This window comes from Micromonospora echinofusca (assembly GCF_017614955.1).
Classification (GTDB): Bacteria; Actinomycetota; Actinomycetes; order Mycobacteriales; family Micromonosporaceae; genus Micromonospora; species Micromonospora echinofusca_A.
Map to the genome: position 1 here is coordinate 1 of NZ_WVUH01000034.1, position 22,855 is coordinate 22,855.

Here is a 22,855-nt window from a genome sequence, read left to right on the forward strand (position 1 = left end):
GGCTGGTGCTGGTGGGGTCGGGGTCGGTAGGGCGGGAGCGGCGTCCCCCAGGTACTCCCGGGCGGCGGTCACCGCCCAGTGGTCCGGGCCGAGTACGGCGGGACCGGCCGTCGCCACCCGCAGGTAGTTCCGGCGGGCCTCGTGCCGGTTGCCCAACTCCTGCGCCACCCCAGCCAGGTCGGCGGAGAGGGTCAGGACCAGCGGGTTGTCGTCACCGGTACGGCGCAGGGCGGCCTCCAGCGCGACCTCCAGGACCCGCCGGGCGCCGGCCGGATCGTCGGCCTCCCGGTGGAACCGGGCCAGCATCTGCGCGGTACCCAGCACCTCGGGATGATCGGCGCCGAGGCTCGGCCGGGCAGTTTCGAGGACGTCGTCCAGGAGCCGGCAGGCACCGGTCAGATCACCGGCGGCACGTAACGCGAGCGCCCGGTGCTGCACCGGAGCGAGGGGAGAGGGCTGGGACACGCCCGCCATGCTGCCCGCCGTCGGCGTCCGCGCGCCAGTCGACCGGCGCGTCGGTACGGCCAGGTCGTGCCGGCCCACCGTCGATGATCAAGGCCGTGACCTGCCCGGATGGCGACGGCCAGTGGCGATGTGCATGATCCATCCGGGCCGTGTACAGTAATGCTCCGTGCGGCCCGCTGGACCGGCTGCCAGGCGGCAGATCGCTTGGCCCGGTGAGGTCGAGCTGCATGAGCAGGTCCGGGTGGCGGAATGGCAGACGCGCTAGCTTGAGGTGCTAGTGCCCGTATAGGGCGTGGGGGTTCAAGTCCCCCCTCGGACACGATCCATACACCCACGGTCCGCGTTGAGATTCACTTCAGCGCGGACCGTTTGTGTTTCCGGCTGGTAGACGAGGCGGAGGCCGAGTTGCCGGTAGGCCCCGGCCCTGTCGGCGGGGTCGGCGTCGCGGAGCACGGCGATGATGTCGCCCAGGCTGCGGACCAGGTCGGTGATCTCTGTCCGGCTCATTGCGGTACCGGTGATCATCCGGTCCTCGAGACGTCTCCGCCGATTCCCGTCTCGTTGCCGTCGCTGTCGTTGAAGACGTACTTCCAGACCGAGCCGTGCTTCTCGACGTCGACCGGCTCCAGGCCCCGTCCGGAGATCCTCGCAACCTCGGCGACCGGGTCGTCGACCCAGATCATGCCGACGGCTCCGCCGGCCCGGTCGGGATCCTGGATGATGTACACATACCGATCCTCGGCCAACTGCCAGACCGCCTCGACCTCGTTCGGATAGAAGGCCGGTTCGGCACCGAGCAGCCGCTTGTACCACTCCAGGGCGCTGTCGTAGTCGCGCACCGGGATGCCCGCAAACACCCCTACCGCCATGTCTGTCTCCTCAGTCGAGGTCGAGCCCGACCGATGCCGGGCCCTGAAGGACAGACCGAATCTGGCAGCAATGCCTGACGGGGTCGACGACCCGATCGCCCTCGGACGGTTCCCGCGCCAGGTTACCCCTTGTAGTGGCGGTGTGTGCGCCGCCGGCCGGCGCGGTCACGTTCGTCGTGACCGCGCGGGCGCGGGATCTGGACCGGCGGACCTTCCTGAAACGAGCCCGTCAGAAAGCGACCCACAGGCCGAGGATGGCCGGGTTGCTGTCGACCGTGACGACCAGGGCCACAGAGATTTATGGGTTTTTGTCCAGAAACTCCGTGTCATTGGTAGAAATGCGGGAGGGATTCTTCTGGCGGAAGAGGTGACCGTGGCGGCGGTTGTTGGTACGTCCGGTCGCACGGCCGCCTGCCCCCACGAGGTCGGTCCTCGCCTTCCAGGTCCCCGGCCAGAAGACGGAACCGGACCTGGCGGCGGTTCGTGCCCTCGGTACGGCTGCCCGGGAAGAGATGACCGGATGCACCTTTCCGCCGGCCTTCATTTGGCGCTGACCTGACAGGAGACCGACGTGGCTGCCCTCACGCGGCGCTGGAACGACCTGGCCGACGGTAACCCGCTGGTCCGGTTCGTCGACACCTGCCTCCGCGGGGCGGCGCAGGTACTGCTCCAGAACAATCCGCTCACCGGCCTGCTCATCCTGATCGCCGTCGGCTGGGGAGCGATCGACAACGGTCTGCCCCGGGCCGCCGTCGGCGCGGTGGTCGGGCTGGTCGTGGGGACCGTCACCGCGCTGGCGTTGCGGGTCGACCCGGCCTCGTGGCGACAGGGACTGTTCGGCTTCAGCCCGCTGCTGACCGGGATCGCGGTCCCGACGTTCCTGGCCGACCGTCCCCTGATGTGGCTGTACCTGGTGTTCGGCGCGGCGGCGACCACGGTGGTCACGCTCGCCCTGAACGCCGTGCTCACGCGGTGGGGGTTGACCGCCCTGACCTTCCCGTTCGTCCTCACGACCTGGGCGCTGCTGCTGGCCGCCTACCAGTTCGACCGTTTCGTGGTGACGACCCGGCTGCCGCCGCGACTCCCGGGTGGCCAGGCGGCGGCCGGCGGCACCTTCGACTGGGATCTCGTACCCACCTTCCTGCGTGGGGTCTCCCAGGTCTTCCTGATCGACAGTTGGATCAGTGGTCTGCTCATCGTCGTCGCGCTGCTGGTCAACTCCTGGTGGTCGGCGCTCTTCGCCGTCGTGGGCAGCGTGGGGGCGACCCTGCTGGCGCTCTGGTTCGGCGCCGACGGGGCTTCGCTCGACAAGGGTCTGTTCGGCTTCAACGCGGTCCTGACGGCGGTGGCGGTGGGTGTCGTGCTGCACCGGCCCGGCGTGTTGGTGACCGCGTACACGCTGTTCGGGATCGCCTTCACGCTCGTCGTCCAGATGGCGATGGCCACCTTCCTCGGCCCGCTGGGCATCCCGGTGCTGACCGGGCCGTTCAACGTCGCCACCTGGCTGTTGCTCCTGCCCGGCCTGCGCTTCGCGGCCACATCCAGTCCCGAGCGGGTCGAGTAGGCCGTGGTGCCCGTCGGGCGGCGCTCGGTCTGACCGGGGAGACGAGGAGCGGAGCGGGCGCTGTCGGGACCGCACCGGGGCCGGGACGGGGCAGCCCCCGTCCCGGCCCCGGTGCGGTCGGCAGGTCAGCGGGACGGCACAGCGGCCCTGGCGTGCGGGCCGAGGTGCCGGGCGTACGCCCCGGTGGTGAAGAACGCCGGGAGGTCCTCGCCGAGCGCGGTGTCCTCGACGATCCGCGCGGCCTGCTCGGCGCGTTCCCGGTCGTCCCCGGCGCGTTCCGCGACCAGCGCGGCCAGTTCCTCGGCGAGGATGGAGCGGACCAGCTCCTCGGTGACGCAGCCGCCGCCGGCCAGCGGGGTGCCGTGGTGCAGCCACTGCCAGACCTGGCAGCGGGAGATCTCGGCGGTCGCCGCGTCCTCCATCAGGTTCCACAGGGCCACCGCGCCCGCGCCGCCGAGCCAGGCGTCGATGTAGCGCAGCGCGACCGCGATGTTGGACCGGAGGCCGGCGGCGGTGACCTGGCCCGGGGTCTTGTCGACGGCGAGCAGGTCGGCGGCGGTGACACCGACGTCGGCGCGGAGCCGGTCGAGCTGGTTCGGGCGGTCACCGAGCACCGCGTCGAACTCCTCGCGGCAGGTGTCGACCAGGCCCGGGTGGGCCACCCACGAACCGTCGAACCCGTCGCCGGCCTCCCGCCGCTTGTCCGCCCGGACCCGGCCGAGGGCCACCTCGTTGACCTCCGGATCGCGGCTGGGGATGAACGCGGCCATCCCGCCGATCGCGTGCGCGCCGCGCCGGTGGCAGGTCGCCACCAGCAGTTCGGTGTACGCGCGCATGAACGGCACGGTCATGGTGATCTCGGCACGGTCCGGCAGGACGAAGTCCGACCACTGCCCGAAGTTCTTGATCACGCTGAAGATGTAGTCCCACCGGCCGGCGTTCAGACCCGCCGAGTGCTCGCGCAGCTCGTACAGGATCTCCTCCATCTCGAAGGCCGCGGTGATCGTCTCGATCAGGGTGGTGGCCCGGATGGTGCCCTGCGGCAGGCCCAGTCGACGCTGGGCGAAGACGAAGATGTCGTTCCACAGCCGGGCCTCGCGGTGGCTCTCCAGCTTCGGCAGGTAGAAGTACGGTCCGGCGCCGGCGGCGAGCTGCCGGCGGGCGCAGTGGAACAGGTACAACCCGAAGTCGACCAGGCTGGCCGAGATGGGCCGCCCGTCCACCGCGATGCCCTTCTCCACGAGGTGCCAGCCGCGCGGCCGGACGACGATCGTGGCCAGTTCCTCGCCGAGGGCGTACCGCTTGCCGCGCGGGTCGGTGAAGTCGATCCGCCGGTCCAGGGCATCCATCAGGTTGAGCTGCCCGCTGATGACGTTGTGCCAGGTGGGGGCGGTGGCGTCCTCGAAGTCGGCGAGCCACACCTTCGCGCCGGAGTTGAGCGCGTTGACGGTCATCTTGCGGTCGGTCGGTCCGGTGATCTCGACCCGCCGGTCGACCAGGCCGGGTGCCGGCGGGGCGACCCGCCAGGTGGGGTCGGCGCGGATCGCGGCGGTCTCGGGGAGGAAGTCGGGCAGCTGGCCGGTGGCGTACCGGTCCCGGCGGGCCCGGCGGGTGTCCAGCAGGGCCACCCGGCGGGCGGCGAACTCACTGTCCAGCGCGACCAGGAAGTCCAGCGCCTCCGCGGTGAGGACCTCGTCGAACCGTTCGGCCATCGGACCGATGATCTCGTACCTCACGCGAACTGCTCCTCCTCGGTGGAACCGCGCAGGGCGGTGGTCTCGGCGGCGGGGTTGAGCACGGTGCTGATCAGGTCGAAGTAGCCGGTACCGACCTCACGCTGGTGCTTGACGGCGGTGTAGCCGACCGGCTCGGCGGCGAACTCCCGCTCCTGCAACGCCACGTACGCGGACATGCCGTCGGCGGCGTACCCCCGGGCCAGGTCGAACATCGAGTAGTTGAGGGCGTGGAAACCGGCCAGGGTGATGAACTGGAACCGGTAGCCCATGTGGCCGAGTTCCCGCTGGAACTTGGCGATGGTGGCGTCGTCGAGGTGCTTGCGCCAGTTGAACGACGGCGAGCAGTTGTAGGCGAGGAGCTGGTCCGGGTACTGCTCCTTGATCGCCTCGGCGAACCGGCGGGCCACCTCCAGGTCGGGGGTGGAGGTCTCCATCCAGAGCAGGTCGGCGTGCGGGGCGTACGCCAGGCCCCGGGCGATGCACGGCTCGACACCGTTGCGCACCCGGTAGAAGCCCTCGGCGGTCCGCTCGCCGGTGACGAAGGGCCGGTCCCGCTCGTCCACGTCCGTGGTGAGCAGCGTGGCGGCCTGCGCGTCGGTACGCGCGATGACCACCGACGGCACCCCGGCGACGTCGGCGGCCAGCCGGGCCGCCTCCAGGGTGCGGATGTGCGCCCCGGTGGGGACGAGCACCTTCCCGCCGAGGTGACCGCACTTCTTCTCGGCGGCGAGCTGGTCCTCCCAGTGCACCCCGGCCGCGCCGGCCGCGATCATCGCGGTCATCAGCTCGTAGGCGTTGAGCGGTCCGCCGAAGCCGGCCTCGGCGTCGGCGACGATCGGCGCCAGCCAGTTGATCCCGCCGTCGTCGCCCTCGGCGGTGGTGATCTGGGCGGCGCGCAGCAGGGCGTTGTTGATCCGGCGGACCACCGCGGGCACCGAGTTGGCCGGGTAGAGGCTCTGGTCGGGGTAGGTGTGCCCGGCAAGGTTGGCGTCCGCGGCCACCTGCCAGCCGGAGAGGTAGATGGCCTTCAGGCCGGCCCGGACCATCTGCACGGCCTGGTTGCCGGTGAGCGCGCCCAGGGCGTGGATGTAGTCCTCGCTGTGCAGCAGCTGCCACAGCCGGTCGGCACCGTACCGGGCCAGCGTGTGCTCCTCCTGGATCGCCCCGCGCAGCCGCACCACGTCCTCGGCCCGGTAGCTGCGTCGTACCCCCTGCCAGCGCGGACTGGTCTCCCACTCGGTACGCAACTGCTCGACGGCGTTCTGCATCATGTCGTCCCCTCGGATGTCGATGACGCCGGGCGGGTCGACCCACCCGTGCGGCGCCAACCCGGATGCCGGTGCGGCGTGTCGCCAACGGTCACACGGTGCCCGGGGCCGGGTCGAGGGACGGAAAATGCCAAGTTCTGGGAATTTCCCGCACCATTTTGCGAAGTTGCGAAGGGGTATATTCGCAGCCTGCAAACGGTGCGGTGGCATCCGCCGGTGGGGAGGTGAGGGAGATCGCCAAGACCTTCGCGGGCGCCCGACTGCGCCGGATGCGCGAGGACCGGGGGCTGAGCCAGTCGCACCTGGCCCGCCTGCTGAACATCTCGGCCAGCTACCTCAACCAGATCGAACACGACGCGCGACCGCTGACCGTCCCGGTGCTCATGCGCATCACCGAGGTCTTCGGCGTCGACCCCACCGTCTTCGCCCCACGGGACACCCCACGGCTGGTCGCCGGCCTGCGCGAGGCACTCCCCGGGCGGATGGCCGTCGCCGACCTCACCGAGCTGGCCACCCGGCTGCCCGAGGTCGCCGAGGCCGTCATCGACCTGCACCGCCGGTACCGGCAGGCCGACGAGCAGCTGGCCGAGCTGCTCGGTGACCGGGAGACGGTCGGCCGCAGCCCGCACGACCAGGTGACCGAGTTCTTCTACCGCCGGCAGAACTACCTGCCGGACCTGGACGAGGCCGCCGAGCGGCTGGCCGCGTCCATCGGCCTGCGCCGGGGTGGGGTCCGGGCCGTCCTGCAGGACCGGCTCGCCCAGCGGCACGCCGTCCACGTCCGCCGCGACGACGCCGTCTCGCTCGGCGGCGAACTGCACCGCTACCGCCCGCAGACCCGCACCCTGCACCTGTCGACGTCGCTGCGGGCCGGCCAGGAGGCCATGCGGATGGCGGCGCAGATCGCGCTGCTGGAGTTCGCCGACGTCATCGACGAGATCGTGGAGGAGGAACGGTTCGACGACGTCCAGACCCAGATCCTCACCCGGGTCGGTCTGGCCAACTACTTCGCCGCCGCGCTGATCCTGCCGTACGGGCAGTTCCTGGCCGCGGCGGAGCAGCACCGCTACGACATCGACCTGCTCACCCAGCACTTCGCGATGGGCTGGGAGACGGTGTGCCACCGGCTCAGCACGCTGCAACGCCCCCGCGCCCGGGGGGTGCCGTTCTCCTTCGTCCGGGTCGACCGGGCCGGCAACATGTCCAAACGCCAGTCCGCCACCGGCTTCCCGTTCTCGCACACCGGCGGCACCTGCCCGCTCTGGAACGTCTACGAGGCGTTCAGCTCACCCGGCCGGGTGGTCGTCCAGGTCGCCACGATGCCCGACGGGCAGCGCTACCTGTGGATCGCCCGCACCATCACCCGGCACCACGGCGGCTACAACCAGCCCGGCAAGGTGTACGCGATCGGCCTGGGCTGTGAGGCCCGGCACGCCGACCGGCTGGTCTACTCCACCGGGATGGACCTGTACGCCGCCGACGCCGCCACCCCGATCGGCCCCGGCTGCAAGACCTGCGAACGGATGACCTGCCCGCAGCGGGCCGCCGCGCCGATCAGCCGGCAACTCGACCTGGACGAGAACCGCAGCACCTTCGTCCCGTACCCGCTGCGGGACTGACCACGACCCGAGCCGGCGCCGCCCGGCCCGGGGTGCTGCCGCCACGCCACCCCGGCGAGCAGAAATGGGCCTCCCACGTGAACTGGGCCCGCCGCTGGGCCGTTGTGGTACCTGCCCCGGGCGGACAGAATGCGCGGGGACCGCCGTGGACGGTCGGCAGTGCCGACGGCGGTACGTGACGGGGTTGGTCCTGCGGTGGGTGCCGGCGTCTGCGCACGGACGCGCTGAGGAGGACGGGCATGGATGCGGCCGGCTGGTGGTCACTGCTGGCGCTGGTCGTCGGCGGAGTCGTCGGCGCGTCGCTGGTCGCCCGGCACATGCGGCGCGCGTCGGCCGCCCGGATCACCGAGCTGCGCCAGTTGGAGCAGTTGGTACAGCGGCGCGCGGACCAGGTGACGGCGCTCAGCCACGAGCTGCGTACGCCACTGAGCATGATCAAGGGATCGGTGGAGCTGCTGCTCGAAGGTGGTCCGGGCACCCTGACGCCGATGCAGCAGCGGTTCCTGCACGTCATCGACCACCAGTCCGCGCAGGTGATCGGATTGTGCGAGAGCCTGCTGATCCAGGCGAAGATCGAGGCGGGGCTGTTCACCCCGAGGCCGGAGAAGGTGGACGTGTCGGTGGTGGTGCGTGACGTCGTCACCGCGATGCGACCGCTGTGCGCGCAGCGCCAGCAACGGATCAGCCTGGACGTGCCGCAGGTGATGCCCCGCATCCCCGCCGATCCCATGCTGCTGACCCAGGCGTTGACCAACCTGCTGTCGAACGCGAGCCGGTTCACCACGACGGGGGGCAGCATCGACGTCCGGGTCGCGCTGATCGACACCGGCGTCGCCCTGTACGTCACCGACGACGGTGCGGGAATGACCCGGGCCGAACGGCACCGGTTGTTCCACCGGTTCGCCACCGGACGACCCCTGGCGGACGGGACCGGCCTCGGTCTCGTGATCACGAAGACGATCGTGGAACTGCACGGCGGTGAGATCATGGTGCACACCGCGTCGACCCGGGGGACGACCTTCCTGCTGACCCTGCCGGGGCGGTCGTGACCGGGGTGACCGAGAGCCGGTCGGGCGGGCCGGTCGCGCTGGTGGTCGACGACGAGCCGCAGATGACGCTCATCGTCGAGTTCGCCCTGGAGACCCAGGGCTTCACGGTGTTCACCGCGCACGACGGGGCGACGGCGCTGCACCTGCTCCGGTCACACGCCATCGACCTGGTCGTGCTGGACGTGCTGATGCCCGCGATGGACGGGTTGACGCTGTGCCAGCGGATCCGGGCCCGGCACGACGTACCGGTCATGCTGCTCACCGCGCTGAACCAGCACGACGACGTGATCGCCGGCCTGGAACACGGCGCCGACGACTACGTGTCCAAGCCGTTCCATCCGCGTGAGGTGGCGTTGCGGGCCCAGGCGCTGGTCCGCCGTCGGCGGGAGAGCGGTCTGGTGATCCGGGTCGGCCAGTTGGTCGTCGAGCCGGCCGCGCGGCGGGCGACCCTCGGGCGGCACCCGCTCGACCTGCCGTTCACCGAGTTCAAGCTGTTGACGCAGTTGGCGACCCGGCCCGGGGTCCCGCACTCGTGGCAGGACCTGCTGCGCGAGGTGTGGGGTACCAGCGACCTGATCGGGGGGCGCGACGTGGTCAAGTCCACCGTGTACCGGCTGCGGTCCCGGTTGTCCGGCCTGCCGGGCGGCGCGGTGTACATCCGTACCCTCCGCGGGGTCGGCTACCTGATGCCCGACCTGCCGGTGGAGGCCCCGGCCGGCGGTGCGGCCGGCACGGTCGTTCCCGGGTGACAACGGCGTCACCATGGCTCACGTCGCTGTCACCGGAGGGTCGTTCACCCGGCCCTAACCTGGCCGAAACATTACTCCGAAGCCTGCTTCGGCGCAGATAGGTGGAGGTCACCATGGTGTGGACAGGGGTGTCGCGGCGCGGCGCGACGTGGGGGACCGCGCTGCTCGCGGCGGTCGCCGTCACGGCGGCCGGGTGCGCGCGTACCGACGGCGGTGCGGACGTCGGCCGGGACAGCGGGGTCGTGCACGTGGTGTGCGGCGCGACCGAGGACTGGTGCGCCGCGACCACGAAGAAGTTCACCGAGTCGACCGGGGTCAAGGCCGACTTCGTCCGGCTCTCCAGTGGCGAGGCACTGGCCCGGATCAAGGCCGGTAAGGGCAGCACCGAGTTCGACGTCTGGTACGGCGGTCCGGCCGACGGGTACGCCGCCGCCGGCGACGAGGGCCTGCTCGAACCGTACGTGTCGCCGAACGCCACCGTCATCCCCGCCGAGTACCGGGATCCGGCCGGCTACTGGACCGGCGTGTACGTCGGGGCACTGGGTTTCTGCAGCAACACCAAGCTGTTGGCGGAGAAGGGCATCGACGTGCCCGACTCGTGGGCGGACCTGCTCGACCCGAAGCTGTCCAAGGACATCGGCATCGCCCACCCGTCCACCTCCGGCACCGCGTACACGGCGCTCTGGACCCAGGTCACCCTGGCCGGCGGCGACCAGGGTAAGGCGCTGGAGTACATGCGCAAGCTGCATCCGAACGTGTTGCAGTACACCAAGTCCGGCTCGGCGCCGGGGCAGATGACCGCGCGCGGCGAGGTCGCGGTCGGGCTGATCTTCTCGCATGACTGCGTCGCCACCATCGAGGCCGGCTTCCCCGACCTCAAGGTCAGCTTCCCCTCGGAGGGGACCGGTTACGAGACCGGCGGCGTCGCACTGGTCAAGAACGCCAAGAACGCGACCAGCGGCCGGAAGTTCATCGACTGGGCCCTGACCACCGAGGCGCAGGAGATCGGCCCGTCGGTCAAGGCGTACCAGTTCCCGACGAACCCGAACGCCAAGGTGTCCGACAAGGTGGTCAAGCTGGCCGACCTCACGCTGGTGAAGTACGACGCCGTCGAGGCCGGCAGGGCCAAGCTGGCCCTGAACAAGCGGTTCGACGTCGAGGTCGCGCAGGCACCGAAGTCATGACCGTCCTGCTGTCCGAGCCCGCGCCGGCCGCTGGCCCGACGGCGGCCGGCCCCCGACGGCCCCGACGCGATCTGGGCGTCCAGGCACTGATCATCGCCAGCATCGTGCTGGTGACGATCGGCGCGGTCGTCCCGCTCGTCGCGGTGCTGGCCACAGCCTTCGGGTCCGACGCGCTGCCCCGCTACGCGGAGTTCTTCACCTCGTCGGTCGACCTCACCATCCTGCGCAACACGCTGGTGCTCGGCTTCCTCGTCGGCGTGTGCGGCACCGCCCTGGGCTTCCTGTTCGCGTTCGTCCAGGCCCGCCTGGACGTCCCGGGCAAGAAGATCCTGCACGTCATCGCCCTGATGCCGATCGTCAGCCCGCCGTTCGCGGTGGCCACCGCCACCGTCGTGCTGTACGGCCGGCGCGGCGTGATCAGCAACGGTCTGTTCGGCATCGAGTACGACATCTACGGCCTGGACGGTCTGGTGTTCGTCCTGTCGCTGTCGCTGTTCCCGGTGGCGTACCTGGGTCTGCTCGGCATGCTGCGCGGCCTGGATCCGGCGCTGGAGGAGGCCGCGATGAACATGGGCGCAACCCGCTGGCAGATCCTGCGGACGGTGATCCTGCCGCTGCTGGCTCCCGGCCTCGTCGCCCCGTTCCTGCTGCTCTTCGTCGAGGCGATCGCCGACCTGGCCAACCCGTTGGTGCTGGGTGGTGACTACACGGTGCTCGCCAGCCGCGCCTATCTCGCGGTGACCGGGGAGTACGACACCACCAGTGCCGCCGTCTACTGCGTGATCCTGCTGGTGCCGTCGCTGGCCATGTACTTCGGGCAGCGGTGGTGGCTCAACCGCAAGGTGCGTACCACCATCACCGGTCGACCGTCGGGCAGTGTCCACCTGGTCACCGGCTGGGCCCGCTGGCCGATCTACGGTCTGGCCCTGTTGGCCGCCGCGGTGATCGTCAGCCTGTACGGCACGGTGATCGTCGGCGCGGTCACCCGGGTGTTCGGCGTCGACAACACCTTCACCCTGGACTACCTGAAGGAGGTGGTGCTGGGCGTCGGCAGCGAGGCGGTGCTCGACACCCTCACCTTCGCCGCCATCGCCACCCCGGTCGCCGCCTTCTTCGGTCTGGTCGTCGCCTGGCTGGTGGTACGGCATCTGCACCGCACCGCGTGGCTGCTCGACCTGGGCGGCACGCTCGGGGTCGCGGTACCCGGCACCGTGCTGGGTATCGGTTTCGTGCTCGCCTACCGGCCCGACCGGTACATCGGTGACTTCCAGGTGTTCCCCAGCCTGGTCGGCGGCGGCGCGATCGCCGGTGGGGCGTTCGCCATCGTGCTGGCCTACGTCGTCCGCAGCGTGCCGGCCGGCCAGCGGACCGCGGTCGGCGCGCTGACCCAGCTGCACCCCTACATCGAGCAGGCGTCGACGGACCTGGGTGCCAGCCCGCTGCGGACCTTCCGCTGGGTGACGCTGCCGCTGATCCGGCCGGCCCTGCTGACCGGCCTCAGCTACAGCTTCGCCCGGAGCATGACCTCGGTCTCCACCATCGTCCTGCTGGTCACCCCCGAGACGAAGATCATCACATCGCAGGTGCTCAGTGCTGCCAGCACCGGCCGGTACGGGGTGGCCTTCGCCTACTGCACCGTGCTGACCGCGCTCGTGCTGGTCGCCTTCGCGCTCATCCGACTGGTCGTCGGTGCGGGTGTCTCGCTGCAACGCACCGTCACATCTGAAAGGCAGAAACGATGACCGCCGCGCCCGTCGCGACCGATTCCGTCGTCGCCCGGCCGGAGGCCGGCACCGGCCGCCTGCAACTGGAGGCGCTCACCAAGCGCTTCACCGGCCGCTCGGGTACGGTGACCGCCGTCGACCAGGTCACGCTGGACGTCCGGGCGGGGGAGTTCATCACCCTGCTCGGGCCGTCCGGCTGTGGCAAGACCACGACGTTGCGGATGGTGGCCGGCTTCGAGGACGCCTCCACCGGACACATCCGGCTCGACGACGCCGTCATCGATCACCTGCCGCCGCAGCGCCGGCCGATGGCGATGGTGTTCCAGAGTTACGCGCTGTTCCCGCACATGACGGTGGCGCAGAACATCGCCTACGGGCTCCGGTTGCAGCGGCGCACCCGGGAGGAGATCGCCACCAGCATGCGGATGGCGTTGACCAGCATGAACCTGGTCGGGATGGAGGACCGCAGCCCGCACGAACTCTCCGGCGGCCAGCAGCAGCGGGTCGCACTGGCCCGGGCCCTGGTCGTCCAGCCGAAGGTGCTGCTGTTCGACGAGCCGCTGTCCAACCTGGACGCGAAGCTGCGCGACGCGATGCGGGCCGAGATCCGCCGGATCCAGAAGATGTTCGGGATCACCAGCATCTACGTCACCCACGACCAGGACGAGGCCATGAGCATGTCCGACCGGATCGTGGTGATGAACAAGGCCCGGGTCGAGCAGGTGGCCACGCCCGGGGAGATCTACGCCCGGCCGTCGAGCGTCTTCGTGGCCGACTTCATCGGCCGGGCCAACTTCCTGGAGGCGGTACCGGAGCGGATCGACGGCACCAGCGCCGTCGTCACGGTGCTCGGCCGGCAGTTGACCGTCGCCGCCCACCCGACGGTGGCCGCCGGGGGCGTCGGGACGTACCTGATGGTGCGTCCGGAGACGATGCGGCTCACCCCGGTCACCGACGGCGGTACCGGGATCGGGGTGGTGCTGCGGTCCACGTTCCACGGGCCGAGCATCGACTACGAGGTGGAGACGACCGCCGGCACCGTCACCGTGACCGAGGTGGGGAAGGATCCCCGCGAGGCGCTCGGCGAGGGTACGAACGTCGACGTGACGATCGACCCGGAACGGGCGTACCTGCTCACCCAGGACTGACCGCCGGTAATCGGCCCGGCGCGTACGCAACGGTACGCGTCGGGCCGCCCGTCGGCCCGCACACCGGCGGTCGGTGCCCTGGTCGAGTAGCGGAATTCCTTGCAATCGATGACAGAAAATATTGACGTACATTACAGTGTCGCCGTGCCGGCCCGTACGGGTACGGGACGGCTGACGCCGGCCTCCCGGGCACCCTGTTCCCCGTGGAGAGGTACACCATGATCGGTAACTCCCCGGCGCGTCGCCGCACGCTGCTGGCCGCCGCCGCTGGTCTCGTCGTGGCCCCCTGGGCGGCCGGAACCGCCCACGCGGCGGTCCCGAAGGTCTATCTCGACCCCGGGCACGGGGGCACCGACTCCGGTGCCGTGGGGAACGGCCTGACCGAGAAGGCCCTCACCCTCGCGATCGCGCTCCAGACCCGCGACATCCTGAAGGCCAGCTGGAACGTCGACGTGCGGATGTCCCGTACCAGCGACGTCACCCGCAGCCTCACGTACCGCACCGACGACGCCAACGCCTGGGGCGCCACGATCTTCGTCAGCATCCACATCAACGCCGGTGGCGGCACGGGCTTCGAGAGCTACCGGTACCCGGGCACCACCGGCAACACCGCCGCCCTGCACAGCGCGGTGCACTCCCGGGTCCTGTCCGGTATGCGCAGCGTCGGCTCGGTCACCGACCGGGGCCTGAAGACCGCCAACTTCCACGTGCTGCGGGAGACCGCCATGCCGGCGGTCCTGACCGAGAACCTGTTCATCGACACCGTGGCCGACGCGAACCTGCTCAAGAACGCCGCCTTCATCACGGCCACCGCCCGGGGGCACGCCAACGGCATCGTCAGCTATCTCGGCCTGTAGTGACCGGGTAGCCGGGTGACACCACGCCGGTGGTGCCCGACCTCCGTCGGAGGGCGGGCACCACCGGCGGCCTCACCGGGTGAGTCCGAGCTGCTGGAGATGGGCGACATCGTCGCGGAGCCCCCAGTGGTCGGTGACCCGGCCGTCGGCGCCGAACCGCATCCAGTGCATCTGCCGGAACCGGAAGGGCCGGCCGGTCGGCTCGTTGCCGAGGAACGGTCCGAGGTGCGTGCCGGAGAACCAGTTGCGCATCACCACGACGTCACCGGTGCCGACCATGTCCTCGATCTCCGTACGGCAGTCCGGGAACGCGGTCCGCAGCATGGTGACCAGGCCGACGATCGCCTCCGTGCCGTGGCGCAGCGGTTCGGGCGCGGTGTGGTTGGTGAGTTCCGGCGCGAAGTGACTGTCGATCAGGTCGACCCGCCCGCTGTCGATGATCTCCAGGTAGATGCGGCGCATGGTGTCCCTGTTCCGCGCCACGATCTCGCTCGGCGAGCTGGCGGCGGGGCTGGAAGTGGTTGTCATGGCGCCGACCGTACGGAGCCGCGCAGCCGGCGAGCCATCCCGAGAATGCGGGATACGCCCTGCTCAGAGGTGCGCAGTAGGGTCGGTGCCATGGGTGGATCGGTGGTGGAGCGCAGTCGACGGGCGGTGCTGCGCCTGTCCCACCAGGAACTGGATCTCGCCGGGTACCGCACCCGTCTCGACGCGGTCCTGCGCGAGGTGGTCGGCTGGGATCTCGCCGCCTGGTCGACCACCGATCCGGCGACCCTGCTCTTCACCAGCTGCGTACTGGTGGGTCGGGACGAGGACCACGCCCTGGAGCGGCGGCTGTTCGACCTCGAATTCGGCGTCCGGGACGTGAACAGCTTCGCGGAGCTGTACGGCACGGGTGTCGGCGCCGCCGCGCTGCACGCCGGTACCGGGGGCCGGCTCGCCCGGTCGGCCCGGTGGGAGCGGCTGCTGGCCCCGCTCGGGGTGACCGACGAACTGCGGGCGGTCTTCGTGGACCGGGGCGAATGCTGGGGCACGTTCGTCGGCTACCGGATGGGTGGGGCACCCTTCGGTCAGGCCGATGTCGATCTCTTCGCCGCGCTCGGTCCGCTCGTCGGGGACGGGCTGCGACGCTGCCTGCTGCGGACGGCGGCCGGTCCCGCACCGGGGCTGGCCGATCCGCCGGGTGTCCTGGTCGTGGACGAGGCCGGCGCGATCACCGGGACCAGCGCCGCCGCCGAGCGGTGGCTGAGCGAGATGGCCACCCCCGGCGTACTACCGAGCGCCGTCCGGTCGGTGGCCGCCGCGGCCCGTGCGGCGGCACACTCCGCCGGTACCGCGCCGGCCCAGGCCCGCCTGCCCCGACGTGCGGGCGGCTGGCTGCTGCTGCACGGCTCCGCGCTCAACGGGGACACCGACGGTCGGGTGGCGATCGTGATCGAACCGGCCCGGCAGGCGCAGCTGGCCGACGTGCTGGTCCGCGCCTACACGTTGACCGGCCGGGAGCGCCAGGTCACCGAGCAGGTCCTCCAGGGCCGGTCGAACGCGCAGATCGCCCGCGCGTTGGGTATCGGCACCCACACCGTGGGCGACCACCTGAAGTCGATCATGTCCAAGGTCGCCGTGTCGAGCCGTACCGACCTGATCGCCGAGCTGTTCGGCCGGCACTACCTGCCCGCCCGGCTCAGCGGCTCCCTGCCCAGCCCGTACGGCTGGTTCACCGAAGACGCGTCACCTGGCATCCGGGCCCACACCACCGCCGACCTCCTCGCCGGAGTGCGCGACGACGGGACCGGTACGGAACCGGCTCAGGGTGGGCCGGTGCCGTGAGGGCGCCCCGCCCGCCCGTGGATCCGGTCAGGAATCGAGAAGCACGCCGGTGTCGTCGGGCCTAGCCTTTCCCAGGTGGCCGGCATGACGCCGGGCCCGACAGCGAAAGGGAGCCCCGAATGTCCGCCAGCAACTCCACGAACGTGTCCGACGGCTTCAGCCCCGAGGAGCGGGCCGCGATGAAGGAGCGCGCCGCCGAGCTGCGCGCCGAGGGCAGGAAGGGCGCCAAGAAGGCCGACGGGCTCGAAGCGGTCCTCGACCGGATCGCGCAGATGGCGCCGGAGGACCGGGCGCTCGCCGAGCGGGTGCACGTGACGGTGACCGCCACCGCGCCGCAGCTGTCCCCGAAGACCTGGTACGGGATGCCCGCGTACGCCAACGCGGACGACAAGATCGTCGTCTTCTTCCAGGACTCGGGCAAGTTCAACTACCGTTACTCCACCCTCGGCTTCCAGGACACGGCCAACCTCGACGACGGGGACCTGTGGCCGGTGGCGTACGCGCTCCAGAAGTGGAGCCCGGCGGTCGAGAAGAAGGTCGCCGAACTGGTCCGCGCTGCGGTCTCCTGACCGCTGCCGGGCCACCGGTGCGGCCCGCCCGGGATGGCCCCTGTGGTTCCTTCCGACCGGACGGTAGCATTACGGGGCTGTTCGAGGGATAGGAGACCACCAATGGCGCGTGCGACGTCCACCCGGTCGGAGTCGTCCCGGCGCCGGCAACGCTGGCCGGACGGCTACGACCCGGAGAACACCCGCAAGTCGTTGATCACGAGCGCGTTGGAACTCTTCGAGCAGCGGGGCTTCGACCGTACGTCGGTGCAGGAGATCGCCGAGCGGGCCACGCTCACCAAGGGCGCCTTCTACCACCACTTCGAGAGCAAGGACGACCTGCTGCGGCACATCCAGGAGGAGTACCTGGAGGCGCAGCTCGCCGCGATCCAACGGATCGAGAGCGGCAGCGACGACCCGAAGGTCCGGGTGGCCGAGCTGATCCGGTTCAGCCTCACCAGCGTGGCCGAGTACCGGGCCCACGTGACGATCTTCTACCAGGAACGGCGGAACCTCACCGCCGACCTCTTCGCCGAGGTGACCCGCAAGCGTGGTCTGGTGGAGTCGGCCTTCGCCGGGATGATCCAGGACGGGATCGCCCGGGGCGTGTTCCGGTCCGACGTCGATCCGCGCATCGCCACGTTCGGGCTGGTGGGCATGTGTGCCTGGGCGTACCAGTGGCTCAACCTCGACGGTCCGCTCAGCGTCGACGAGGTGGCGCGGCAGTTCAGTGCGATGGTGCTGGAGGGGCTGTACGCCTGACCCGGTGCGGGCGACCGGGAGCCCGGCGGCCGGGTCGGCCACCGAGCGGTCAGCGGACCGCAGGGCTGCCGGCCGCCGAGCGGCCGGCCCGGCCGCGCAGCTGTCAGCCGCCGAGCAGGTGGCGGGCCATCACGATGCGCTGCACCTGGTTGGTGCCCTCGTAGATCTGCGTGATCTTGGCGTCGCGCATCATCCGTTCCAGCGGGAAGTCCCGGGTGTAGCCGTACCCGCCGAGCAGCTGTACCGCGTCCGTGGTGATCCGCATGGCCGCGTCCGAGGCGAAGCACTTCGCCGCCGCGCCGAAGTACGTCAGGTCCGGCTCGCCGCGCTCGGACCGGCCGGCCGCCGCGTAGGTGAGCTGCCGCGCGGCCTCCAGCGTCATGCCCATCTCCGCGAGCATGAACTGGATGCCCTGGAAGTCGGCGATCGCCCGGCCGAACTGCCGGCGTTCCCGCACGTAGCCCAACGCGTGGTCCAAGGCGCCCTGGGCGATGCCGAGGGCCTGCGCGGCGATGGTGACCCGGGTGTGGTCCAGGGTGCGCATCGCGGTGGCGAAACCGGTGCCCGGCGCGCCGATGATCCGGTCCGCCGGGATGCGGACGTTGTCGAAGTACACCTCGCGGGTCGGTGACCCCTTGATACCCAGCTTCTTCTCGGGTGCGCCGAAGCTGACGCCGGGATCGGAGCGTTCCACCACGAACGCGGAGATGCCCCGGGACCGTGCGGTGGGGTCGGTGACGGCGAACACCGTGTAGTACTCGCTCAGGCCGGCGTTGGTGATCCACCGCTTGACCCCGTTGAGCACCCAGGTGTCGCCGTCGCGCTCGGCGCGGGTCCGCATGCTCGCGGCGTCGCTGCCGGCCTCCGGCTCGGAGAGGCAGTACGAGAACATCGCCGCGCCGGTGGCCACCGGCGGGAGGTACCGCCGCTTCAGGTCCTCCCCGCCGGCCAGCAGCAGGGGCATGGTGCCCAGCTTGTTGCCGGCCGGGATGAGCGACGAGCAGGCGCAGGCCCGGGCGACCTCCTCGATGACGATCGCGGTGGCGAGGGCGTCCGCACCGGCGCCGCCGTACTCGACGGGGATGTGCGGCGCGTGGAAGTCGGCGGCGCGCAGAGCGTCGTACGACGCCTGGGGGAACTCGCCGGTCTCGTCGGCCGTGGCGGCGTGCGGCGCGACCTTCGCGTCACACACCGCCCGGACGGCCGCCCGGACAGTCGCGTGCTCCTCGGGCAGTTGGTACGCCTCGAACACCCCGGACCCCCTCGTCAGACACTCTGGCGAGGAAAATACCATCCGGTCGGTATGTAGCACACTCCTTGAGTTGTGCCGACGGGCGTGGTAGATACCTTCCAGTCGGTATGTAGGGGGCCACGTGACACGCGCCGTCCGGGCGGGGATGGACTTCATCTCCGCGCTCGACCGGGGAAGCCTCGGCACCCTGGCCCGCCTCTGCGCCCCCGGCGCGACCTGGTGGGTCGACACCGGCCCGGACCGCCGGGGCGGTGACCCGGATCTCGCCCCGCACGGCAGCGGTCGTTTCCCGCTGCACGGCGTCATGCGGATGGACGACAAGCTCGCCCTGATGCGGGCCCTCGGTCCCGCCGCGTTCCCGACCGGCTGCCGGCAGATCCCGCGCCGCGTCGTCGCCGGTGACGACACGTGCGTCATCGAGGTCGAGGGGTACGGCGTGCACGCCAGCGGACTCGAATACGCCAACCGCTACGGCTTCGTCTTCGACGTCGACCCGGCCGGGGCGATCGTCTCGGTGCGCGAGTACCTCGACACGATCCACGCCCAGCAGGTCGTCGGCGGCGGTGCCGCCGTACCCCGCAGCACCCTCGACGACCCGCCGGCCCGCCGTACGCCCGACCCCGGTGAGCATCCACCAGCAGTGGCGACCGCGCTGGCCCTCTGGCCGGCCCTGGCCCGGGGCGACCTGGACGCCTTCGGCGCCCTCTGCACCGCCGACGCCACCTGGTGGACCGACTCCGGCCGGGACCGCCGGCGGGGCCGCCTGCCCGGGCGGGCCGACGCCACCGCCGACGGCCCGTTGCACGGCACCGTCACCATCGCCGCGAAGCTCGCCGCGATGCGGGCCCGGCTGGCCACCGGCGCGTACCGGTCGACCGCCGTCACGGTCACCCCGCACCGCTGGCTCGCCGACGACACCCTCGTCGCCGTCGAGGCCAGCGGCGACGCCGTCCTCGCCGACGGCTCCCGGTACCAGAACCGCTACCTCTGGATCGTCGACGTCCAACCCGACGGCATCGCCGCGGTCCGCGAGTACTGCGACACCCTGCACCTCGCCGACCTGATGGGCCTCGACGCGGAGGCCGGCCGATGACCCTGCCGTTCACCGACCTGAACCACGTCCTGACCACCACCCGGTCCGTCCGGCTCCGCCTCGACTACGACCGCCCCGTACCGATCGACGTCGTCGGCGAGTGCCTCCAACTCGCGCTCCAGGCGCCGACCGGCGGCGCCGCCGAGGACTGGCGCTGGCTCGTCGTCGCCGACCCGGCCCGCAAGGCCGAACTCGCCCGGCTCTACCACGCGGCGTACCAGGAACACGTGCACCGGCCCCTGCACAGCGCCGCCGGTGCCGAGAGCAGCAGCGTCCGGGGCCGCCTCGGTGGCGTCGACGCGTACGGCGCCGTCAGCGCCCGCACCGCGCGCATCCTGCGCGGTGCCGCGCACCTGGCGGAGCACATCGGCCGGGCGCCGTACCTGGTCATCCCCTGCGCCACCCGCCCCAACCCGGCCACCGGCGGACCCGGCACGAACTCCGCCCTCTACGGCTCGCTCTACCCGGCGATCTGGCAGTTCAACCTGGCCCTGCGGGCCCGTGGCCTCGGCACCGTCATCACGACCCTGCACCTGCACCACGCCGCCACCGCCGCCGCGCTGCTCGGCATCCCCGCCGACGCCCTCCAGATCACCCTGCTCCCGGTCGCCTACACCCTCGGCACCGACTTCCGGGTCGCGGCCCGCCGGCCGGTCAACGCCGTCACCTACCTCGACCACTGGGGAACACCGTTCCCCTACCAGGACAAGCCCGTCGACCGCCTCACGGGGGAGGACCCCGCATGACCACCGCAGTGATCACCGACATCGACGAGGTACTGACCACCACCCGCGCCGTACGCCACCGCCTGGACCTCGACCGGCCGGTCGGCCGCGCCGTCGTCGAGGAGTGCCTCCGCCTCGCCCAGCAGGCGCCGATGGGCTCCAACCTGGAGGACTGGCGGGCCGTCGCGGTCGACGACCCCACCCTGAAACGGAAGCTGGCCGAGCTGTACCGCGAGGTCTGGTACCAGACCGTCGAGGGTCCGCTCGGCAGCGGCGAGGCGGCCACCACCACCCGACTCTCGCCGACCGTGCGCCCCGACGCCGCGTCGCAGGCGCGCCAGACCCGGGTCCTCAACGCGGTGAAGTACCTCGTCGACCACCTCGACCAGGTACCCGTGCTGGTCGTGCTGTGCAGCACCAAGCCCGTCCCCACCCGGCCGGTCGGCGGTACCGCCTCGGGCTACTACGGCTCGATCTTCCCGTTCGCCTGGTCCTTCCAACTCGCGCTGCGCTCCCGGGGGCTGGGCTCCGTACTGGCCACCGCCCTGGCCCACAAGGCCAGCGGGGTGCAGGCGGTCCTCGGCCTGCCCGCCGGGTGGCGACCGGTCACCCTGATCCCGGTCGCGTACACCCGGGGCCTCGACTTCCGCCCGGCGGCCCGCGCCGACCTGGCGGACGTGGCGTTCTGGAACGGACCCACCGAGCCGGCCGGATCGGCGTCGGCATGAGAGCCGCCTACCTCGTCGAGCCCTCCGCCGACAACCCGGTCGACGCCATCACGGTCGGCGACCTTCCCGCCCCGGCCACACCGCCCGACTGGGTACGCGTCGACGTCCGGGCCGGTGCGCTCAACATGCACGACCTCTGGACACTGCGCGGCGTGGGTACCCGACGGCAGGCCGGGCCGCACGTCATCGGCAGTGACGCCGCCGGGGTCGCCGACGGTCGGGACGTCGTCGTCTACCCGGTGCTGCCCATCGCCCCGAACGGCCGGACGGTCCCGCACGCCACCCTGCTCCCGGACGCCGGGCACGGCGTCCTCGCCGAGCACGTCGTCGTCCCGGCACACCACCTGGTACCCAAACCGGCCGACCTGACCTGGGCCGAGGCGGCGTGCCTGCCCACGGCCTGGCTGACCGCGTACCGGATGCTGTTCACCCGGGCCGCGGTGGCCCCCGGGCAGGTCGTGCTCGTGCAGGGCGCGGGCGGCGGAGTCGCGACCGCCGCGGTCGGCCTCGCCGTGGCGGCCGGCGCCACCGTCGTCGTCACCTCCCGCTCCCCGGCCAAACGCGAACGGGCCCTCGCCCTCGGCGCCACCGTCGCCCTGGACAGCGACGCGCGGGTACCGGAACTCGCCGACGTCGTCGTGGAGACCGTCGGCCCGGCGACCTTCGCGCACTCGGTGCGCTCCACCCGGGCCGGCGGCACCATCGTCGTCTGCGGCGGCACGAGCGGCTTCACCGCCCAACTGGACCTGCCGCGCCTGTTCGCCCGGGAGATCACCGTCCACGGGTCGACCATGGGTACCCTCGACGAGTTCCGGGCCCTCGTCGCATTCGTCGACACCCACCGCATCCGGCCCACCGTCGACAGCACCGTCGACCTGGCCGACATCCGGGTCCAGGCCGGCCGGATGCTCGCCGGTACCGCGTTCGGCAAGCTCTGCGTGAGCATCACGTGAGCCCCGTGGTCGTCACCCGGCGCGGGCCCGCCCTCTGGGCCCGCATCGACCGGCCCGGCGCCGGCAACGCCTGCGACAGTGCGGTGCTGACCGGTCTCGAACAGTGGCTCGCCGGGGCGGACGACCCCGGGGTACGGGCGCTCGTGCTCACCGGGACCGGACGGAGCTTCTGCGCCGGGGCGGACCTCGCGGAGGCCAGGGGTCTGCTCGGCGACCCACCCGCGCTGCGGGCCCTCCTCGACCGGGGCCGCCGCCTGGTCCGCCGGATCGGGACGGTCGGGGTGCCCACCGTCGCCGCGGTCAACGGGGCGGCCTTCGGCGGCGGGCTCGAACTGCTGCTGGCCTGCGACATCGCCGTCGCCGCCGACAGCGCCCGGGTCGGCGACCGGCACATCGCCGTCGGCCAGGTCCCCGGGTGGGGCTCCAGCGTGCTGCTGCCGCTCGCCGTCGGTCCGACGCTGGCCCGGCGCCTGCTCGTCACCGGCGAGACCTGGTCGGCCGGCGAGGCCGCCCGGCGGGGCCTGGTCAGTGAGGTGGTCGCCGACGCCGACCTCGTCGCGCACGTCGACACGCTGACGGCCACCCTCGCGGCCCTGGACGCTCCGGCGGTCCGCCGCATGCTGCACCTGGCCCGACCCGCCGTCGACGGGGCCGCCTGGGCACGGGAGTGGGAGACCCTCACCGCGCACCTCGCGGACCAGGCGGCCGACCGGCGCGTGCCGTAGCCCCCGTCCG

23 protein-coding genes and 1 tRNA gene are annotated in these 22,855 nt (G+C 71.5%); 17 read left to right on the forward strand and 7 right to left on the reverse strand.

Going from position 1 to position 22,855, the window contains the following annotated elements; translation table 11 throughout:
• Positions 1-465, reverse strand: a 465-nt coding sequence (locus GSF22_RS06685) for a tetratricopeptide repeat protein (protein WP_208811913.1), incomplete at its 3' end; no start/stop codon positions are given.
• Positions 466-700: 235 nt separating this feature from the next.
• Between GSF22_RS06685 and GSF22_RS06690 the strand changes: the two genes are divergently transcribed.
• Positions 701-784 (forward strand) — tRNA-Leu (locus GSF22_RS06690).
• Here the strand turns inward: GSF22_RS06690 and GSF22_RS06695 are convergent.
• Together GSF22_RS06695 and GSF22_RS06700 are read right to left on the reverse strand one after the other, a co-directional pair.
• Complete coding sequence (locus GSF22_RS06695; protein ID WP_208811915.1) at positions 766-990, reverse strand: hypothetical protein; 225 nt, start codon at positions 988-990, stop codon at positions 766-768. The two genes, GSF22_RS06690 and GSF22_RS06695, sit on opposite strands and share 19 nt — an antisense overlap.
• A complete protein-coding gene (locus GSF22_RS06700) occupies positions 987-1,334 on the reverse strand; it encodes a VOC family protein (protein WP_208811917.1) in 348 nt (115 codons plus the stop codon). The genes GSF22_RS06695 and GSF22_RS06700 overlap by 4 nt, the downstream gene beginning before the upstream one ends.
• A gap of 571 nt (positions 1,335-1,905) precedes the next feature.
• Between GSF22_RS06700 and yut the strand changes: the two genes are divergently transcribed.
• Complete coding sequence (gene yut / locus GSF22_RS06705; protein ID WP_208811919.1) at positions 1,906-2,898, forward strand: urea transporter; 993 nt, start codon at positions 1,906-1,908, stop codon at positions 2,896-2,898.
• A gap of 125 nt (positions 2,899-3,023) precedes the next feature.
• Here the strand turns inward: yut and aceB are convergent, their stop codons facing one another.
• On the reverse strand, positions 3,024-4,634 hold the full coding sequence (gene aceB, locus GSF22_RS06710; protein ID WP_208811921.1) for a malate synthase A: 1,611 nt from the start codon (positions 4,632-4,634) through the stop codon (positions 3,024-3,026).
• Positions 4,631-5,902 (reverse strand): isocitrate lyase, encoded by a 1,272-nt coding sequence (gene aceA, locus GSF22_RS06715; protein ID WP_208811974.1) that lies wholly within the window; start codon positions 5,900-5,902, stop codon positions 4,631-4,633. Before aceA ends, aceB begins: the two co-directional genes overlap by 4 nt.
• Before the next feature lie 224 nt (positions 5,903-6,126).
• Between aceA and GSF22_RS06720 the strand changes: the two genes are divergently transcribed.
• The 7 genes from GSF22_RS06720 to GSF22_RS06750 all read left to right on the forward strand — a co-directional run bounded on the left by GSF22_RS06720 (position 6,127) and on the right by GSF22_RS06750 (position 14,232).
• Complete coding sequence (locus GSF22_RS06720) at positions 6,127-7,521, forward strand: short-chain fatty acyl-CoA regulator family protein (RefSeq protein WP_208811923.1); 1,395 nt, start codon at positions 6,127-6,129, stop codon at positions 7,519-7,521.
• 239 nt (positions 7,522-7,760) lie between these two features.
• Positions 7,761-8,570 (forward strand): sensor histidine kinase, encoded by an 810-nt coding sequence (locus GSF22_RS06725; protein ID WP_208811925.1) that lies wholly within the window; start codon positions 7,761-7,763, stop codon positions 8,568-8,570.
• Positions 8,567-9,319 carry a response regulator transcription factor gene (locus GSF22_RS06730; protein ID WP_208811927.1) on the forward strand — a complete coding sequence of 251 codons (753 nt, stop codon included), beginning with the start codon at positions 8,567-8,569 and terminating at the stop codon, positions 9,317-9,319. The genes GSF22_RS06725 and GSF22_RS06730 overlap by 4 nt, the downstream gene beginning before the upstream one ends.
• A 113-nt stretch (positions 9,320-9,432) precedes the next feature.
• Positions 9,433-10,503, forward strand: a complete 1,071-nt coding sequence (locus GSF22_RS06735) for an ABC transporter substrate-binding protein (protein ID WP_208811929.1) — start codon at positions 9,433-9,435, stop codon at positions 10,501-10,503.
• The gene (locus GSF22_RS06740; protein WP_208811930.1) at positions 10,500-12,245 is read left to right on the forward strand and encodes an ABC transporter permease; all 1,746 of its coding nucleotides are present in this window, start codon (positions 10,500-10,502) and stop codon (positions 12,243-12,245) included. Before GSF22_RS06735 ends, GSF22_RS06740 begins: the two co-directional genes overlap by 4 nt.
• Positions 12,242-13,375, forward strand: a complete 1,134-nt coding sequence (locus tag GSF22_RS06745; protein ID WP_208811932.1) for an ABC transporter ATP-binding protein — start codon at positions 12,242-12,244, stop codon at positions 13,373-13,375. Before GSF22_RS06740 ends, GSF22_RS06745 begins: the two co-directional genes overlap by 4 nt.
• 203 nt (positions 13,376-13,578) lie before the next feature.
• The gene (locus GSF22_RS06750; RefSeq protein WP_307803788.1) at positions 13,579-14,232 is read left to right on the forward strand and encodes an N-acetylmuramoyl-L-alanine amidase family protein; all 654 of its coding nucleotides are present in this window, start codon (positions 13,579-13,581) and stop codon (positions 14,230-14,232) included.
• Positions 14,233-14,304: 72 nt separating this feature from the next.
• On the opposite strand, the gene GSF22_RS06755 is transcribed toward GSF22_RS06750, so the two are convergent.
• Positions 14,305-14,760, reverse strand: a complete 456-nt coding sequence (locus GSF22_RS06755) for an ester cyclase (RefSeq protein WP_208811934.1) — start codon at positions 14,758-14,760, stop codon at positions 14,305-14,307.
• Between the two features lie 90 nt (positions 14,761-14,850).
• Between GSF22_RS06755 and GSF22_RS06760 the strand changes: the two genes are divergently transcribed.
• From GSF22_RS06760 to GSF22_RS06770, 3 genes are all read left to right on the forward strand, one after another.
• Positions 14,851-16,059 (forward strand): helix-turn-helix transcriptional regulator, encoded by a 1,209-nt coding sequence (locus GSF22_RS06760; RefSeq protein WP_208811936.1) that lies wholly within the window; start codon positions 14,851-14,853, stop codon positions 16,057-16,059.
• 119 nt (positions 16,060-16,178) lie between these two features.
• Positions 16,179-16,628 (forward strand): iron chaperone, encoded by a 450-nt coding sequence (locus GSF22_RS06765; protein WP_208811938.1) that lies wholly within the window; start codon positions 16,179-16,181, stop codon positions 16,626-16,628.
• A 102-nt stretch (positions 16,629-16,730) separates the two neighbouring features.
• Positions 16,731-17,369 (forward strand): TetR/AcrR family transcriptional regulator, encoded by a 639-nt coding sequence (locus GSF22_RS06770; RefSeq protein WP_208811939.1) that lies wholly within the window; start codon positions 16,731-16,733, stop codon positions 17,367-17,369.
• Positions 17,370-17,472: 103 nt separating this feature from the next.
• On the opposite strand, the gene GSF22_RS06775 is transcribed toward GSF22_RS06770, so the two are convergent.
• The gene (locus tag GSF22_RS06775; protein WP_208811941.1) at positions 17,473-18,663 is read right to left on the reverse strand and encodes an acyl-CoA dehydrogenase family protein; all 1,191 of its coding nucleotides are present in this window, start codon (positions 18,661-18,663) and stop codon (positions 17,473-17,475) included.
• Positions 18,664-18,742: 79 nt separating this feature from the next.
• Between GSF22_RS06775 and GSF22_RS06780 the strand changes: the two genes are divergently transcribed.
• Genes GSF22_RS06780 through GSF22_RS06800 form a run of 5 tightly spaced genes read left to right on the forward strand, consistent with a single transcriptional unit; the run spans position 18,743 to position 22,845 of the window.
• On the forward strand, positions 18,743-19,714 hold the full coding sequence (locus tag GSF22_RS06780; RefSeq protein ID WP_208811943.1) for a nuclear transport factor 2 family protein: 972 nt from the start codon (positions 18,743-18,745) through the stop codon (positions 19,712-19,714).
• The gene (locus GSF22_RS06785) at positions 19,711-20,460 is read left to right on the forward strand and encodes a nitroreductase family protein (protein ID WP_208811945.1); all 750 of its coding nucleotides are present in this window, start codon (positions 19,711-19,713) and stop codon (positions 20,458-20,460) included. Before GSF22_RS06780 ends, GSF22_RS06785 begins: the two co-directional genes overlap by 4 nt.
• Positions 20,457-21,167 (forward strand): nitroreductase family protein, encoded by a 711-nt coding sequence (locus GSF22_RS06790; RefSeq protein ID WP_208811947.1) that lies wholly within the window; start codon positions 20,457-20,459, stop codon positions 21,165-21,167. Before GSF22_RS06785 ends, GSF22_RS06790 begins: the two co-directional genes overlap by 4 nt.
• Positions 21,164-22,120, forward strand: coding sequence for a zinc-binding dehydrogenase (locus GSF22_RS06795; protein WP_208811949.1), 957 nt, complete (start codon positions 21,164-21,166; stop codon positions 22,118-22,120). Before GSF22_RS06790 ends, GSF22_RS06795 begins: the two co-directional genes overlap by 4 nt.
• Positions 22,117-22,845 (forward strand): enoyl-CoA hydratase/isomerase family protein, encoded by a 729-nt coding sequence (locus tag GSF22_RS06800; protein WP_208811951.1) that lies wholly within the window; start codon positions 22,117-22,119, stop codon positions 22,843-22,845. The genes GSF22_RS06795 and GSF22_RS06800 overlap by 4 nt, the downstream gene beginning before the upstream one ends.
• Positions 22,846-22,855: the final 10 nt, after the last annotated feature.

What these genes read in the sequence shown, in the direction of transcription:
- GSF22_RS06695 (WP_208811915.1), bottom strand. Translation starts at nt 990, where the DNA reads ATGATCACCGGTACCGCAATGAGCCGGACAGAGATCACCGACCTGGTC.
- GSF22_RS06700 (WP_208811917.1), bottom strand. Translation starts at nt 1,334, where the DNA reads ATGGCGGTAGGGGTGTTTGCGGGCATCCCGGTGCGCGACTACGACAGC.
- aceA (WP_208811974.1), bottom strand. Translation starts at nt 5,902, where the DNA reads ATGCAGAACGCCGTCGAGCAGTTGCGTACCGAGTGGGAGACCAGTCCG.
- GSF22_RS06725 (WP_208811925.1), top strand. Translation starts at nt 7,761, where the DNA reads ATGGATGCGGCCGGCTGGTGGTCACTGCTGGCGCTGGTCGTCGGCGGA.
- GSF22_RS06735 (WP_208811929.1), top strand. Translation starts at nt 9,433, where the DNA reads ATGGTGTGGACAGGGGTGTCGCGGCGCGGCGCGACGTGGGGGACCGCG.
- GSF22_RS06740 (WP_208811930.1), top strand. Translation starts at nt 10,500, where the DNA reads ATGACCGTCCTGCTGTCCGAGCCCGCGCCGGCCGCTGGCCCGACGGCG.
- GSF22_RS06745 (WP_208811932.1), top strand. Translation starts at nt 12,242, where the DNA reads ATGACCGCCGCGCCCGTCGCGACCGATTCCGTCGTCGCCCGGCCGGAG.
- GSF22_RS06755 (WP_208811934.1), bottom strand. Translation starts at nt 14,760, where the DNA reads ATGACAACCACTTCCAGCCCCGCCGCCAGCTCGCCGAGCGAGATCGTG.
- GSF22_RS06760 (WP_208811936.1), top strand. Translation starts at nt 14,851, where the DNA reads ATGGGTGGATCGGTGGTGGAGCGCAGTCGACGGGCGGTGCTGCGCCTG.
- GSF22_RS06765 (WP_208811938.1), top strand. Translation starts at nt 16,179, where the DNA reads ATGTCCGCCAGCAACTCCACGAACGTGTCCGACGGCTTCAGCCCCGAG.
- GSF22_RS06770 (WP_208811939.1), top strand. Translation starts at nt 16,731, where the DNA reads ATGGCGCGTGCGACGTCCACCCGGTCGGAGTCGTCCCGGCGCCGGCAA.
- GSF22_RS06775 (WP_208811941.1), bottom strand. Translation starts at nt 18,663, where the DNA reads ATGGTATTTTCCTCGCCAGAGTGTCTGACGAGGGGGTCCGGGGTGTTC.
- GSF22_RS06785 (WP_208811945.1), top strand. Translation starts at nt 19,711, where the DNA reads ATGACCCTGCCGTTCACCGACCTGAACCACGTCCTGACCACCACCCGG.
- GSF22_RS06790 (WP_208811947.1), top strand. Translation starts at nt 20,457, where the DNA reads ATGACCACCGCAGTGATCACCGACATCGACGAGGTACTGACCACCACC.
- GSF22_RS06795 (WP_208811949.1), top strand. Translation starts at nt 21,164, where the DNA reads ATGAGAGCCGCCTACCTCGTCGAGCCCTCCGCCGACAACCCGGTCGAC.